We start from the raw sequence: 15,486 nt of genomic DNA, 5'->3' as shown, positions 1-15,486 counted from the left end.
TATCTCGAATGCTCGTGTCTCGTTGCTCGGAAAATCAAAAGCGATACATCGAGCAACGAGAAACGTAATACGAGAAACGAAAATATTAATGACGGAAATGACGCATGCCGGTAAAGATCATCGCCATGCCGTGTTCATCGGCAGCGGCAATCACTTCATCATCACGCATGGAACCGCCTGGTTGAATCACGCACTTAATTCCCGCTTCTGCAGCGGCGTCGATGCCATCACGGAATGGGAAGAAGGCATCTGATGCCATCACACAGCCTTCAACTTGCAAACCTTCATCAGCGGCTTTAATACCGGCGATTTTCGCAGAGTACACGCGGCTCATTTGGCCTGCGCCGACACCGATAGTCATGTCGCCTTTTGAATACACAATGGCGTTTGATTTCACGTATTTGGCGACTTTCCAACAGAATAGCGCATCTTTGAGCTCTTCTTCGGTTGGTTGACGTTTTGATACCACTTTTAAGTCATCCAGCGTCACCATGCCTTGGTCACGGTCTTGCACTAACAGGCCACCGTTGACACGCTTAACATCAAAACCAGTCGTCTTAGTTGTCCACTCACCACACTCAAGCAGACGCACGTTTTTCTTCGCTTCGACCACTTTAATTGCTTCTTCAGAAACGCTTGGCGCAATAATCACTTCTACAAATTGACGCTCAACAATCGCTTGTGCGGTTGCCGCATCGAGCTCACGGTTGAAGGCAATAATGCCACCGAAGGCTGAGGTTGGGTCAGTTTGATAAGCGCGGTTGTAAGCTTCTAAAAGGTCAGAGCCTAGTGCCACACCACAAGGGTTGGCGTGTTTTACGATCACACAAGCGGGTTCGTTGAATTCTTTTACGCACTCAAGTGCTGCGTCGGTATCGGCGATGTTGTTATAAGACAGGGCCTTACCTTGGATTTGACGTGCAGTAGAAACCGAGGCTTCTTGAGGGTTTGCTTCAACATAGAAAGCGGCGGCTTGGTGGCTATTTTCACCGTAGCGCATGTCTTGCTTTTTCTCGAACTGTTGATTGAAAGTGCGTGGGAACTTAGCTTTGTTTTTAGGAGAAGGGGCTTCATCACCTTCTTTGTTCTCGCCGTAGCTAGGAACCATAGTGCCGAAGTAGTTGGCGATCATGCCATCGTAAGCAGCCGTGTGTTCAAAGGCAGCAATCGCTAAGTCGAAACGAGTTTCTAGAGTGAGTGATTTGTCGTTAGCGTCCATTTCAGCGATAACGCGCTGGTAGTCTGATGCGTTGACGACAATAGTGACATCTTTGTGGTTTTTGGCTGCAGAACGAACCATAGTTGGCCCACCGATATCGATATTTTCTACCGCATCTTCAAGGGTACAACCCGCTTTAGCAACGGTTTCAGCGAATGGGTAAAGGTTGACGACGACCATATCGATGGGTTGGATGCCGTGTTGTTCCATGACAGCTTCATCCGTACCACGACGACCTAATACGCCACCATGTACTTTCGGGTGAAGGGTTTTTACACGACCGTCCATCATTTCAGGGAAACCGGTGTAATCAGACACTTCTGTGGCGGTGATGGCATTGTCTTGCAGTAGTTTGAATGTACCACCTGTTGAAAGAATTTCCACACCACGTTGAGTCAGTGCTTGGGCAAATTCAACAATACCAGTTTTGTCAGATACGCTGATTAGAGCGCGACGAATTGGGCGAGCGTTTTCCATGGCTTCCATATTCCTTAAATCACGGAGTTAAAAACAAATATACCCAAGTCACTTCAAGGTGCGAGTTTCAGCAAGATTAAAACAAGTTTTAGGCAAGGCAAATTGAATATGTTCATAGTGATTCTATCTCTGTTCAATTTAACGCAGCATAAAGCTTGTTTTAACTTGCCCTTCGGGAGCTTCATCCAAGCCTTTACTCGGCGTCAGATTCGTTTGAAAGGTGCTTACATTCCTACGCGAATCTTCCTTGTTTAAAGACTTGGATGATAGCTCTGAATTCTGCACCTTGAAGTCACTTGGGTATAAAGATGTTTGCCAAAGCGGTATCTGACGCTACGAAAAGCGAGTACCACGCTTTGGTAAAAACCTTTCTAATGCTGTGCTATTAACCCAACTAGTAACCTAATGATCAACTCAACATCCCTGTGAGTGGCTGTTATGGTTCTCCAAACTTTGTTGCAGCGTATTCTAACTAACTTCATTACAAAAAGCTCGCGCAATCGTTTGGCTTTTTATGTTTTGCTTTAAAATCAGTTGATTAGTCTTTAAATATGTCACGGAAAAAGTGACCAGTTTCTTTGGCGGCATCTCGAGTCGTATGACCAATTGTGCGCCCAGCGTCTTTGGTGGCTTGCGCCGCTTCACGGGCATTGGTTTTAAATTCTTGCTTATCTTGATGCGCACAACCGGCAAGCATCATGAAAATGGCCAGTGTGGCGAAGGAATGGCGTAGAGATATCATCTTAGTACCTTATGTAATAAAAATCGGAAATATAAAAAAACCGTAAATATAAGAAAAACCGTATAAATCATAACCTGTCATCGCTAGCTTGTTAAGCTGACTCACGACCAATAATCGTGGCGGGTATGATGATGCGTTGCGGTGATGGTTGTGGCTGCTGGATGTTGCGCACGATTTGTAACGCAGCTTGTTGTCCGATTTGCTCCGGCGAAGTACTGACAACGCTCAGCGTCGGTGTCGTCAATGAGGCTTCTGCTACATCATCAAAACCAAGTAAAGCGACTTCTTGACCGATGTAGTTATCTTTACCGACCGTTTTTCCGGCGGCTTGTGCGCCATAAAGTGCCCCAATGGTGGTGCTGGCATGGTGGCATAAGATAGCGGTGATTTTAGGGTGTTTATTTAAGAGTGCTTGGGTTGCTTCACTCGCTGCTTGCTGACTTTTATCGCATTCAATGATCCACTCATTTTTAAATGGTAAGCCGTATTGCATTAAGGTGGAGCAATAACCCCCGATACGTTCAGCGCGAGTTAATGAATCCCCACGACCACCTAAGTAAGCAATATGCCGATGCCCTTGTTGCACTAAATGAGTGGTCGCTAACATCGCCGCTTGAGTATTATCTGGGCCGACATAATCGAGTGCGGTATTGATTTCTGCACGCGCAATACTGGTGATCGGGACTTGAGCCTGTTGGGCAAGATCTATAATCGACTGGGTGTTTTCACGTATCGGACACAGCACAATCCCTGCGACACCTTGTTGAAGCAGCGATTGCAAGCAGCGTATTTGTTGGTCTTGACGATGACCTGATTGGGTCAAAAATAGCATATAGCCTAGCTTATCTAGTTGCTCACTGAGGCCTGCGGTGATCTGCATATAAAAAGGGTCGGTAATGTCTTTGACAATCAGCCCAATTAAATTGGAAGTATGGGCACGTAAATTAGCGGCAGCGTGGTTGCGGACATAGCCTAAGCGTTCGATGGCTTGATTGACTTTTAAAATGGTGGCTTCAGAGATTCGGCCTTTACCACTTAACGCTAACGATACGGTAGAAACGGAAACGCCCGCTTGTTTAGCAACATCGGTAATTTTAGGTTTAGGGGTTTTCATAGCGCTCTACGATATCAAAAAATGAGTTAAAAAGACTTTAGGTATCCGGATCACAAAATCAAACAATGGCGTTTTTTATCACTAATAACCGTGATCAAGCCAGCAAAACATATAGGTAAAACGTTTTATCCTCCGCTCCAATATAAAGACGATGCTGACCATTACTACCTTGATAAGGCGTCAGCATTTTTTATACTCAATTCGGTAAAACGTTTTATCAATGGCGACGACTGAATTGGACCGCTAATTTTTTTGATGCTGTGGAGTGACACGCTATGTCAAACACCAAGAAAAAAACCACAATTTGGGAGTTTTTCCAAAGTTTAGGTAAAACCTTCATGTTGCCAGTGGCCTTACTGGCTTTTTCTGGGATCTTGCTTGGGGTCGGAAGTTCATTATCGAGTACCGCGGTAAAAGAAAGTCTGCCATTTTTAGATAACTTCATCCTACAGCTGATCTTCATGTGGATGACTAAAATCGGTTTGGTGGCGTTTATTTATTTGCCGGTGATGTTCGCGGTCGCTATTCCTCTTGGATTAGCGCGTGAAGAAAAAGGCGTGGCCGCATTTGCCGGTTTTGTTGGCTTTGCGGCTATGAACTTATCGGTCAATTTCTATTTAAGTGTGGCAGGTGTGATTGGCCAAGCGGATTTAGAAGCGGCATACGGGGTTAAATCGATCATTGGGATTGATTCCATTGATACTGGTATTTTAGGTGCGGTGATCGTGGGGATTATCGTCGCCAAGTTACACGCCCGTTTTTATACCTACAAAATGCCAGATTCTTTAGCTTTCTTCGGTGGTGCGCGTTTTGTGCCAATTATCACCGCCGTAGTACTTGGCTTGGTGGGTTTGATTGTGCCGCTCGTTTGGCCTTACTTTGCGATGGGCATTAACGGCATCGGTTCGGTGATTTCTCATGCAGGTCCGTTTGGCCCATTCTTATTTGGCACGGGCGAACGCATGTTATTGCCATTTGGTTTACATCATATTTTGGTGGCCTTAATTCGCTTTACAGAAGCCGGTGGCACATTAGCGGTGTGTGGTAATGACGTGAGCGGGGCATTGAATATTTTCTATGCGCAATTGTCTTGTTCAAGCGTGACCAGTTTTGACCCGCATGCCACGGCCTTTTTATCGCAAGGTAAAATGCCAACTTTCTTAGGTGGCTTACCGGGCGCGGCTTTAGCTATGTATCACTGTGCACGTCCTGAAAATCGCGGCAAAGTAAAAGCGCTATTACTGTCCGGTGTGGTGGCCTGTGTCGTAGGTGGCATCACTGAACCGCTAGAGTTTTTATTCTTGTTCGTTGCCCCTGTGTTGTACTTTGTGCACGCGATCTTAACGGGCCTTGGTTTCATGGTAATGGGGCTACTTGGTGTGACCATTGGTAATACCGACGGTAACATCATTGATTTCCTTATCTTTGGCGTGTTGCAAGGCACTAAGACCGAATGGTATTTGGTTCCGCTAGTTGCTGCTGTTTGGTTTGTGGTGTACTACGGGGTGTTCCGTTTTGCGATTACTCGTTTCAACTTAAAAACACCAGGACGTGAAGCCGAAACCAATGATGAATTGGCTTTTGCTGCCGAAGTGAAAGACAGCCAATTAGGTTACAAAGGTGACATCATTTTAGAGGCGCTAGGTGGAGCACAAAACATCACCTCATTAGACAACTGCATTACCCGTTTACGTATGTCGGTGGAAGATATGTCTCTGGTCAATGATGCCGTGCTTAAAGCTAATGGCGCATTAGGTGTGGTGAAGCTGGATGAACATAACTTACAAGTCGTGATTGGCCCACAAGTACACATGGTTAAAAATGAAATGCAAAGCTTAATGAAAGCTCATGCTTAACGGATGGAGTGGGGTAAGTGGTGACGCTTATCCCTTTTCATACCCATCTTATTTTAAGTCTTAAGGTAATGTTTGATGTTCGATTTTTCTCAAACCGTTGATCGCCATGGCACATTTTGTACTCAGTGGGATTACGTACAAGACCGCTTCGGTCATGCTGATTTGTTGCCATTTACTATTTCTGATATGGATTTTGCAACCGCCCCGTGTGTGTTATCAGCACTGAAGCAGCGCCTTGAACATGGCGTGCTGGGGTATAGCCGTTGGAATCATGATGAATTTAAAACTGCAGTGACACAATGGTTTGCCAAGCGTTATGCCGCTCATCTACCCGCAGAGTCGTTAGTCTATGGCCCTTCTGTGATTTACCTTGTTTCCCAATTGGTTCAACTGTGGAGCAAGCCTGGTGATGGGGTGCTAGTGCATACTCCAGCTTATGACGCTTTCGGTAATATGTTATCGGCCAACTATCGTCAGATGCTCACCAGTCCTTTAATCAAAACCGACAGCAGTTATGAGATTGATTGGCCGCAGTTTGAAGCCCAAGCCGCGCTGCCACAATGCAAAATTCTTTTATTATGCAGCCCACACAACCCAACAGGCCGGGTGTGGACACAAACAGAATTACAACGCATGGCGGAGATATGCCACCGCCATAATGTTAAAGTGATTTCCGATGATATTCATATGGATATGGCTTTTGAGCGTTATCTTCCTTGGTCACAAGTTGCCTTAAATGATCAGTGGGCTTTAATCAGCTCAGGCTCTAAATCCTTTAACATTCCAGCACTGACTGGGGCTTATGGATTCATTGTCAATCAAGAGCATCGAGAAGCCTACTTAACTCAACTTAAAGCGGCTCATGGATTATCGTCACCATCGATTCTAGGGGTTATCGCCCATATCGCGGCCTATCAGCAAGGTGGTGCTTGGCTAGATGCATTGAAAGACTACTTGCATGACAACTTAGCTTATGTCGCACAGCAGTTGAATAACGCCTTCCCTGAGCTGAATTATCGGGTTCCGCAAGGCACATATTTAGCTTGGATTGACTTGAAGCCACTCAACATCAACATGGAAGCGCTGCAACGCCTTCTGATTGAAGAACATAAAGTGGCGATCATGCCGGGTGATACTTATGGACCAGAAGGACAGGGTTACTTGCGCCTTAATGTAGGTTGTCCACGCAGTAAAGTGGAAGCAGGAGTAAGCGCCTTAATCGCGGCTATTCAGGAATTGCGTTAAACTGGTAGGGTGAAATAACACCCTACCGATATTTAGCGTGTTTCTTGTTCTTGTTGGGCTTGCTCTACATCCTGCCGACGATACATTTCTAATTTACACTGGCTGCATTGCCAACGAGGTAAAGCCGCTCCAGGATTGACGGCAATGCAGCAGCCTCCGAGAGCAATACGGCCTTGTTCCATTTTTAAAGCGAAATCGTCATCAAAAGCAGGATGCCCATATAAAATAGAGGCTACAGGGGAGTGCTTACACTGCGGGCATTTCGCCGGCTTTCTTGCGTAGATTTTAAGGTTGTCATTCATAGAAAATCACGACCATCATCGGTGTGTATTTTGTCTAAATCTTCTTTCGTGAAGGTCGTGTTTTTATCTATTGAAAAGTCAAAGTTCTGGGCTTTTTTTAACCAATCTGTTCCATATTTTTGAGTAAATTGTTGAAGCGTTAATTTGATCATGATTTTAATTAAGTTTTTGATTTAATTTATTTATTCTATATCCCGCCCACAAACGTTTCAACAAAGCCTTTGAATTTCTCGGTGAGGCGGCTGACGATTTTCTTGCGCTGTAAAATCGTTGGCTTGGTTTCTAGAGTATCGGCAAAATCATCACGCAAAGGCAATTCTTCACTTAACTCATAACGGTTAACCAAGCTTTGCAGCTTGTCTTTATTGAGGTTTTCTTCTGCCGCCAATTTTTCGATGGCTAGGCGTTTTTCTTTTTCCCAGAAAAACTCAAATTCTTCTTCTACGCTGCTATTGGCCGGAATACCGTTTAGGTGCTCATCCATAAACTTCTCGATTAGGGCTTTCTTACTGAGTAGTGTTGGGTCTGAGCTGATGAGATTCACGATCGCACTACGTTTGGTGGCTTTGGCCTCTGTACTGTCTTCGTCATTTAAATCACGGAGTAAGTGCAGAATATACGCCACATTGACTTCATCACGGTGCAGTAGCTCTAATTCAAAATCGACATCATCCAGAACAGACACCTTTTCTTTGCTGGAGGTTTCGCGTATCTGGCGGTTTAAGTCTGCATATTTACTGGTGAAGTCTTGAAACTCTTGTTCATCCATCGCGGTGGAGGCCATATCAAAATCAGCAAAGTTACTCAGCATGTTCTTGAGCTGCATTAGACGACGGAACTGTAACACAAACAACTTTTGTGCTTCTTCATCTGGCAAACTATCGACAGAATCAACCGTAGGCGTAATGGCTAATAGCGCTTGATAAGCGTCGTTAAAATCGGCCATTAAGTCATCAAACGGTGGTGTTTCAATGAACTCTTTTGGCTGCTTATTTGAGAATAGGCTAAACGCTTCATCGGCCGCTTTTTTCAAGTTGCGGAAGGCGACAATATTCCCGTGAGACTTCGCTTCATCTAATAAACGGTTAGTGCGTGAAAAGGCTTGGATTAACCCATGATGTTTGAGGTTTTTATCCACATACAAAGTATTGAGCTTAGGCGCGTCAAAGCCAGTTAAGAACATATTGACCACGAGTAAGATATCAATTTCCTTATCTCTGACACGCTTGGCAATGTTCTTGTAGTAATCATAGAAAGAATCGCTGTCTTTGGTGGTATAACTGCTACCAAACATGGCGTTATAGTCTGCCATAAAGGATTCAAGCTTATCTCGGCTGTGTAGCTTGACCGCTTGGCCTTGATTTAAGTATTTGGCAGAGGCTTCTTTGAGTTCGATAGTATGAGCATCATCCGCTTCACCGTTAAGCTCATATTCTCCCTCTTCATTCGCCTTATAGCTGAATATGGTCGCAATCTTGAGGTTGTGCTTGCCTTCGGCTTTCTTTTTAGCAAACAGCTCATAATACTGGATAAGCTCTGGAACACCGGAGACACAAAACATCGCATTGTAATCGCGGCTGTGAGTTTTGCGCTTATGATTAGCAAGAATGTAATCCACAATCTTTTCTAAGCGTTCAGGAGAAGCCAATAACTCTTTAGTGTCGATGTCTTCCACTTCAATATCAAGATTGTTGTTTGAACCATCTTTGTATTGGTAGCGCCCCACGTATTCAATGGCAAACTTGAGCACGTTCTGATCACGAATCGCATCGACAATCACATAAGCGTGCAGCCTTTCATCAAATAAATCTTTGGTGAGTTTTTTGACGGAGTTTTTCGCGACCGCATTTTCCGCAAAAATAGGTGTTCCGGTAAAGCCAAATAGTTGCGCTCCTTTAAAGAAGCTCACAATATTTTGATGAGTATCCCCGAACTGGCTACGATGACATTCATCAAAAATAAACACGATGCGCTTATCTTGTAGTGAGCTCATGTCTTTCAAGTAGCGTTGCTTAGTGACGACATTATTGAGTTTTTGTAGCGTAGTCACCACCAACTTGGTATTACGATTCTCGTTTTGCTTGCGGCCTTTTATCGGCTTATCAAGAAGCTGATGGAAGAGCATATTGGTGTTATCGGTGGAATCAACACAGCCTTTGCTAAAAGCATTAAATTCTAATGCGGTTTGATAATCGAGGTCTTTTCTATCGACCACAAAAACCACTTTGTCGACCTCATCTAATGAAGTCATAATTTGCGCTGCTTTAAACGAGGTGAGCGTTTTACCTGAGCCGGTCGTGTGCCAAATATAGCCATTTTTACGGGAGGTTTTCACTTGGTTGATGATCGCCTCTACCGCATAAAACTGATACGGGCGCAGCACCATTAAAAACTTACCCGTTTCATTTAATACGATGTATTGGCTCAGCATCTTTGTTAGATGTTCTGGGGTTAAGAAGCTACGGGCAAAGTCATGCAATTTACTCAGGCGATTGTTTTGGTTATCAGTCCAGTCAAAGGTTTGTTTGGCGGACATCTTAGCATTGTTCGAGAAATACTGAGTGTTCACACCGTTCGAAATGACAAACAACTGAATGTAATTAAATAAGCCATGATTGGCGTTAAATGAGTCCTTCTTGTAGCGTTGAATTTGATTGAACGCTTCTTTTAATTCAATTCCTCGGCGTTTAAGCTCAATTTGGATTAAAGGTAAGCCGTTCACTAAAATGGTCACATCATAACGATTGGTATAAATGCCTTTAACCGTGATTTGATTGGCGACTTGAAAACGGTTTTTAGCGTGCTCGCTAAACAATAAACGCAAATGCTTGGATTCACCGTTATCGAGGGTGACATCAAGGCGATCACGCAAAATCTTGGCTTTAGTAAAAATGTTGCCTTTTTCAAGCTTACCCAGTACTTGACGAAATTCGCTGTCAGTTAACTGGCAATCATTCACTTGCTCTAACTGGCTTTTCAAGTTGGCTTCAAGGGCTGCATTATCAGGCAACACAACACGCTCAAAGTCTTGTTTGACTAATTGAGCAATAAAGTCATTTTCTAATTGTTGTTCGCTTTGATATGCCATGTTTTAGTCTTCCTTACTGCCAACATGTTGTTGTGTTGTGTAGCCTTGTTCTGGGTGATTCGGAATGGTTGGATAAGCCAGATAGAGCTTTTGAGCTTTTATCATTTTACTTAAATAGTTACGTCTTAAAGTATCGGGTTTCATCATTAACAATGTGGCGATGTCCGCGAGCTTCAAGCAGCTTGGTTCTGCTATTTTGCAAAGGGTGATAATCGCTTGTTCAATCTCCGCCTTTGGTTTTCTTCCCTGAGACTGAATAATTGGGGATACGACAGACTGAAGTTGTTGCCATAATAATTGGTTCTGTTTGTCGAGGTCCGGACTTTGGTTGTCGAGGTCCGGACTTTGGTTATCGAGGTCCGGACTTTGGTTATCGAGGTCCGGACTTTGGTTATCGAGCTCCGGCACTTTTCGGTTTAACTCCGGACTTTGGTTATCGAGGTCCGGCACTTCTTGATTGAACTCCGGCACATTACCTGTGAAAAGTGATAACTGTTCTTCGGTTGGCGTGGTGACAAACTTGATACTTTTGCCTGCATCGTTGTCTGGCGTTGGAACTTCAATACCTTTTAGGTGATAAGTTTTGCCTTTTTGCTTGCCGGATGAGTCTAAGTACCCACTTGCCACCAGCTGACTTAAGGCCAAGGTGACTTCTCTTGTATATTCAGAGGTGATCGCGCAGATACGTTCATGATTAAACCAAGATTCGGTCATGGCTGTGATCAAAATGGTGCGTTTCAGGTCACTAAGCTGATTAAAACGTTCACCAAATCGAGCGATGAGCTTTTGCTGCATTTCCTCAGAAATGATATCGACCATACGTAATTCAAGTATGGTTTGCCCAAGTTCGTCATTTTCATATAGGTTAGGTTGTTGCCAGTTTTGTCTTTTACTATTGCGGTAGATATTTGGAATCCCTGAACCTGCCTTTTCGCTTAAACCAATATTTAAGAACATTTGATGAATGGCTGGATTACGGCATTGGCTATTGCCACCCGCAATGGCTTCTTTAACGGGTACACGCATTAAACCCGGATTGCGAAAGCCAATAAAGTCCGGGTGCTTTTCAATCAATATATTACCTTCCGCATTAAAATCCGCATGAGCGATAGTGTTGACTAAGGCTTCACGAATCGCTTCATGGGCAGGCGTTCGGTCGATTCGTTTATCACCGACAAGGTTAAATGGCACTTTTAAATCTGCCGTGAGCTTGCGATACACCTTGCGATAAAAATCAAACAGGTTGCCAGACCAAGATCCATCGGTATAAATGCGGTCAATCCAGCGCTCGAGAGTTGGGCTCTTTTCTTGATAATCCAAAGCAAATGCAGGAAGGGCATCAAGAATCGAATTACCGCGGCCAAACATCACTAGCCCTGCTAGTGTTAGCCACTCTTTGCCTGTTGAGCGATCTTTACCAATACAGCGAATTGAGCGTAAAAACTCATGGTCAGAAAGCTCAGAAAAAGCATGGTCTGGTTTAGCATCCACAAACAACTGGCGGTAAACACGTAAACTTTCGGGCTCAATATCGTCAATGGTGAAACCTTCCATTAAGCGGTTATCACGAACTTCTTCTTGTTCAGCCATCATTTGGTTAATGGCTGAGGGTAAGCACTTTTGATCGGCTTCATAGCGACGAATATACGTGCCAGTGTGAGGATTATTGTTGATGAATACCGGGCGAATTTTACGCGGTGCTCGTGGCACATGAACCACAATGATGTTTTTTCCGTCGATGGTTTCAACGCTCACATCGGCTTCGCTAAGCAAGTTAATACTGACTTTGTTTGGGTTATTGACGGTATCCCAAATATTTTTAACCAGTGGGGTTGGGTTCGTAATGCCTTCCAGCGTGAAATGGCCTTTCTTCTCTTGAATACCCAGTAGAATGATTCCACCACGAGTGTTCGCAAATGCGCTGTAGGTTTCCCACATGTCATTTGGAACCGCACCTTTACCATCACGGCCACCCGCGAGCTTGCACTCAACTTCGGCACTTTCTTGCAGTGCTTGAATGTCGGCCAATGTGGTAAAGATATTATCTGTCATGAGTGTTATTTCCTTAATTCCATTCTTGTCTCAATACGCAGCAAAAGGTTACCTGAAAAATACTATGAAACCGTCATCCTGAAAAGCGACGAAGGAGTGCAGTTCAGGATCTCCTACCGCATGTTACTCACTTAATTCAGTCTCAACACGCTGTGGGAGATTCCGTACCTCCAGTCGCTCCGCTCCTTACACGGAATGACGGGCTTTATTGAACCCGTCATCCTGAAAAGCGACGAAGGAGCGTTGTTCAGGAGCGCCTACTGCATGTTACTCACTTAATTCAGTCTCAACACGCTGTGGGAGATTCCGTACCTCCAGTCGCTTCGCTCCTTGCACGGAATGACGGGCTTTATTAAGCCTGTCATCCTGAAAGCGACGAAGGAGTGCTGTTCAGGATTGCCTACCGCATGTTATTCACTTAATTCAGTATCAACACGCTGTGGGAGATTCCGTATCTCCAGTCGCTTCGCTCCTTGTACGGAACGACGGGCTATTTTAAAGCCGTGTTCGCTTTTTCTTCCTAGCCACGAGCAGCGCAGCGCCCGAGTACCGAGCCCCGCCGCCTACACAAACATCTGCTGCAATAAGCCTTTTTTAAACAGCTTAGTATCTTCAATTTGTTGATTCACTGCATTAATTTTGGCATCAATGGCTTGTAGGTATAGAGCGATTTTTTGTTGTTCAGTTATACATGGAATTGGAAGCTCAACAGTTTCTAAATTTGTTTTTGATAGACCAAGAACTGAAACACCTTGAGCCAATTTTTTAATTTGATTACGTGTATCGTTAAATTGAAAAAGATATCCTATATAACCAGAAGCAAACTCTTTAATAGGTCGAGCTATGTAAGTATGAAGCCCTGCCACTAATGTGTTGTTTTTCACACTTATGATTTCAATAGCTTTACCAATATCAGCATAATCTTCAGAAGCGTCCGCAATGACAAGATCTCCAACTTGGCAAAAATCAGCTTGTGAAATCAGTTTATCTTGTTCCTCTTCTACGACATAAGGCACTAACTCTTTATCTTGAGCAAACAAAGCCGGAAAACGCATGTGAATATCACCATAATGAATATTCTGAATCTTTGTCTCTGTACTTGTTAGTTTTTCTCTCGATAGATTGTTCGTTCTAATCCAATTAAATAATTGACCAAATGTCGAAACTTCCCACTCAGGAAACGCTTCCCCATTCTCATCTTTAAAACGAATCTTTTGGCTAAAAATCTGCTGCATCACACCTTTCTTGTACTCTTTGAGTAGGCGATGCTTTTCTGTTAGTTGGCTGATTTTGGTGTCGACAGAAGTAAGGAAGTCAGCGATTTTTTGTTGTTCTTGTTTGCTAGGATGGAAAACCTTTAGACGCTTTAAACGTCCTACAGATAAACCAGGTTGTGCTGATGATTCAGAGTATCTATTTAGCTCCATGTAATCTAGTTTGTACTTTAACCATTTAATATCTGAATAATCATTTTCACCAATTACAATTGCATGCTCTGAAATAAATGATTTACCAGAACATTCATTGATATTTCCACATAATGCTCCTTGACGACCAATCAGAACATAATCGCCATCATGAGTATAGGTACTAGTAAAACCTCTTAAACCATTTCCACCATAAACAGGATAATCTCCATTAGAAGTTATAGTTGCAGAAGTAATAGTGGAGCCACTCTTAAAGTTTGCACATAAGGTATCCAAACAGCTTTCTTTCCAGTCAGAAACAAACCCACCAAACCTCAACTTCGGCACTAGCTCACTCATTTGCTCACCTCAAATGGTGCTTCAATGCCCAACTCAGCACAAAAATCGGCAATGGTTTTATCGGTTTCCAGCATAGCCTCATCATTGGCTTTAAGCTGTTTGGCAATCTCGGCCAAATCAACTAAGGCTTCTTCTTCAAAGGTATCGACATAACGAGGAATGTTGAGGTTGTAGTCGTTATCCGCGATGTCTTGCGGGCTGGCGACATAAGCAAACTTATCAATGTTCTCTCGCTTGGTGACGGCATCTAAAATGCGTTGTAAATCTTCTTCACGCATCACATTGGTATTAGTGCCTTTTTCAAAATGCTTACTGGCATCAATAAACAAAATGTTGTCATCGGCTTGGCGCTGCTTGCTAAACACCATCACACAGGTTGGAATCGAGGTACCAAAGAAGATATTGGCAGGCAGGCCGATCACCATGTCTAAATAGTTTTTCTCTTTGATTAAGTGCTGACGAATATGGCCTTCGGCTGCGCCACGGAATAACACGCCATGTGGCAGCACCACCGCCATACGACCTGTGTCATTAAGCTGGTGGATCATGTGTTGCACAAAAGCAAAGTCGGCTTTCGATTTCGGCGCCAGCTTGCCGTAGTCTGCAAAGCGATCATTATTCAAATGCAAAGGGTTGGCTGACCATTGGGCAGAAAACGGCGGGTTAGCGACCACTGCATCAAAACGCTGATCAAAATGCAGCGGCGTCTCTAGGGTGTCGTCGTTTTCAATATCAAAACGTTTGTAGTGAACCCCGTGCATGATCATGTTCATGCGCGCAAGGTTGTAGGTACTCGGGTTGCGCTCTTGGCCGACGTATTTTATGTCCTGATTATTAGACTCTTTTGCGACACGCAATAATAAAGAGCCAGAACCACAGGTAGGGTCGTACACCGATTTGACCGTGTTGTTGGTGGTCACCAGTTTGGCTAACAGTTTGGAGACCATTTGTGGGGTATAGAACTCACCGGCTTTCTTGCCTGCGCCGCTGGCGAACATGCCAATTAAGTATTCGTACGCATCACCGAGAATGTCGATTTCGCTGCTTTCTAAGTGGAAGTCGATGTTGTTTAAATGGCCAAGAATTTGCCCCACCAGTTTGTTACGTGCATCAGGGGTTTTACCTAACTTGTTGGAGGTGAGATCTAACTCATCAAACAAGCCGTTGAAGTCGTCGGCACTGTCTGAGCCCATGGTGCTTTGTTCAATGTCGTTTAAAACATCTCGCACATCATCAAGAATGAACTCGCCATTTTCGGCATCTTGCGCCAAAACGTGAAACAGTGAACTAGGCTTAAAGAAGTACCCCAGTTTGTCGATAGCTTCTTCTTGTACGGCTTCTAGGATCTCTTGGCCTTCTTCGCTACTGGCATCAATACCAGTAAAAGTGATGCCATCTTCGGCCAGCAGTTCATCGGCGTAGGTATTTAGCTTGTCAGATAGGTACTTGTAGAAGATTAAGCCTAAAATGTAATCACGAAAATCATCGGCAGACATGTTGCCACGTAAGGTATTGGCAATATTCCAAAGTTGTTTTTTGAGTTCTTGTTGATGTTGCTCGACCATGATGAGTCCATAAAGAGAGAAAAAACGATGGCAAGCATGATAACAAAGTTATTGAAGGTA

Annotated in this window: 10 protein-coding genes; 2 read left to right on the top strand and 8 right to left on the bottom strand. The window is 44.0% G+C overall.

All coding sequences use genetic code 11. The features are described from left to right. Positions 1 to 85: 85 nt before the first annotated feature. The 3 genes from purH to malI form a co-directional block, all read right to left on the bottom strand. A complete protein-coding gene (gene purH / locus VCA1004_RS10875; protein WP_086984582.1) occupies positions 86 to 1,696 on the bottom strand; it encodes a bifunctional phosphoribosylaminoimidazolecarboxamide formyltransferase/IMP cyclohydrolase in 1,611 nt (536 codons plus the stop codon). A gap of 538 nt (positions 1,697 to 2,234) precedes the next feature. Further along, positions 2,235 to 2,438 carry a hypothetical protein gene (locus VCA1004_RS10870; protein WP_086981774.1) on the bottom strand — a complete coding sequence of 68 codons (204 nt, stop codon included), beginning with the start codon at positions 2,436 to 2,438 and terminating at the stop codon, positions 2,235 to 2,237. A gap of 91 nt (positions 2,439 to 2,529) precedes the next feature. Next, a complete protein-coding gene (gene malI / locus VCA1004_RS10865; protein WP_086981773.1) occupies positions 2,530 to 3,552 on the bottom strand; it encodes a Mal regulon transcriptional regulator MalI in 1,023 nt (340 codons plus the stop codon). A gap of 275 nt (positions 3,553 to 3,827) precedes the next feature. On the opposite strand from malI, the gene malX reads away from it, so the two are divergent. Together malX and VCA1004_RS10855 are read left to right on the top strand one after the other, a co-directional pair. Beyond that, entirely contained in the window at positions 3,828 to 5,408 is a 1,581-nt protein-coding gene (malX, locus tag VCA1004_RS10860; RefSeq protein ID WP_086981772.1) for a maltose/glucose-specific PTS transporter subunit IIBC, read from the top strand. A 75-nt stretch (positions 5,409 to 5,483) separates the two neighbouring features. Continuing rightward, a complete protein-coding gene (locus VCA1004_RS10855) occupies positions 5,484 to 6,653 on the top strand; it encodes a MalY/PatB family protein (protein WP_086981771.1) in 1,170 nt (389 codons plus the stop codon). Positions 6,654 to 6,685: 32 nt separating this feature from the next. Here the strand turns inward: VCA1004_RS10855 and VCA1004_RS10850 are convergent, their stop codons facing one another. From VCA1004_RS10850 to VCA1004_RS10830, 5 genes are all read right to left on the bottom strand, one after another. Then, the gene (locus tag VCA1004_RS10850) at positions 6,686 to 6,955 is read right to left on the bottom strand and encodes a hypothetical protein (RefSeq protein ID WP_086981770.1); all 270 of its coding nucleotides are present in this window, start codon (positions 6,953 to 6,955) and stop codon (positions 6,686 to 6,688) included. A gap of 187 nt (positions 6,956 to 7,142) precedes the next feature. After that, positions 7,143 to 10,043 (bottom strand): type I restriction endonuclease subunit R, encoded by a 2,901-nt coding sequence (locus tag VCA1004_RS10845; RefSeq protein WP_086981769.1) that lies wholly within the window; start codon positions 10,041 to 10,043, stop codon positions 7,143 to 7,145. Positions 10,044 to 10,046: 3 nt separating this feature from the next. Next, positions 10,047 to 12,095: an RNA-binding domain-containing protein gene (locus VCA1004_RS10840; protein WP_086981768.1), complete on the bottom strand. Its 2,049-nt coding sequence runs from the start codon at positions 12,093 to 12,095 to the stop codon at positions 10,047 to 10,049. Positions 12,096 to 12,658: 563 nt separating this feature from the next. After that, the gene (locus VCA1004_RS10835) at positions 12,659 to 13,861 is read right to left on the bottom strand and encodes a restriction endonuclease subunit S (protein WP_086981767.1); all 1,203 of its coding nucleotides are present in this window, start codon (positions 13,859 to 13,861) and stop codon (positions 12,659 to 12,661) included. Continuing rightward, entirely contained in the window at positions 13,858 to 15,426 is a 1,569-nt protein-coding gene (locus VCA1004_RS10830) for a type I restriction-modification system subunit M (protein WP_086981766.1), read from the bottom strand. The genes VCA1004_RS10835 and VCA1004_RS10830 overlap by 4 nt, the downstream gene beginning before the upstream one ends. Positions 15,427 to 15,486: the final 60 nt, after the last annotated feature.

This window comes from Vibrio aphrogenes (assembly GCF_002157735.2).
GTDB classification, from domain to species: Bacteria; Pseudomonadota; Gammaproteobacteria; order Enterobacterales; family Vibrionaceae; genus Vibrio; species Vibrio aphrogenes.
This window is presented reverse-complemented; position numbering and strand designations above follow the sequence as displayed.

Excerpts from the sequence above, each read along its gene's own strand:
- VCA1004_RS10855 (WP_086981771.1), top strand. The coding sequence starts at position 5,484 with ATGTTCGATTTTTCTCAAACCGTTGATCGCCATGGCACATTTTGTACT.
- VCA1004_RS10870 (WP_086981774.1), bottom strand. The coding sequence starts at position 2,438 with ATGATATCTCTACGCCATTCCTTCGCCACACTGGCCATTTTCATGATG.
- VCA1004_RS10845 (WP_086981769.1), bottom strand. The coding sequence starts at position 10,043 with ATGGCATATCAAAGCGAACAACAATTAGAAAATGACTTTATTGCTCAA.
- purH (WP_086984582.1), bottom strand. The coding sequence starts at position 1,696 with ATGGAAAACGCTCGCCCAATTCGTCGCGCTCTAATCAGCGTATCTGAC.
- VCA1004_RS10835 (WP_086981767.1), bottom strand. The coding sequence starts at position 13,861 with ATGAGTGAGCTAGTGCCGAAGTTGAGGTTTGGTGGGTTTGTTTCTGAC.
- VCA1004_RS10840 (WP_086981768.1), bottom strand. The coding sequence starts at position 12,095 with ATGACAGATAATATCTTTACCACATTGGCCGACATTCAAGCACTGCAA.
- VCA1004_RS10830 (WP_086981766.1), bottom strand. The coding sequence starts at position 15,426 with ATGGTCGAGCAACATCAACAAGAACTCAAAAAACAACTTTGGAATATT.
- malI (WP_086981773.1), bottom strand. The coding sequence starts at position 3,552 with ATGAAAACCCCTAAACCTAAAATTACCGATGTTGCTAAACAAGCGGGC.
- malX (WP_086981772.1), top strand. The coding sequence starts at position 3,828 with ATGTCAAACACCAAGAAAAAAACCACAATTTGGGAGTTTTTCCAAAGT.
- VCA1004_RS10850 (WP_086981770.1), bottom strand. The coding sequence starts at position 6,955 with ATGAATGACAACCTTAAAATCTACGCAAGAAAGCCGGCGAAATGCCCG.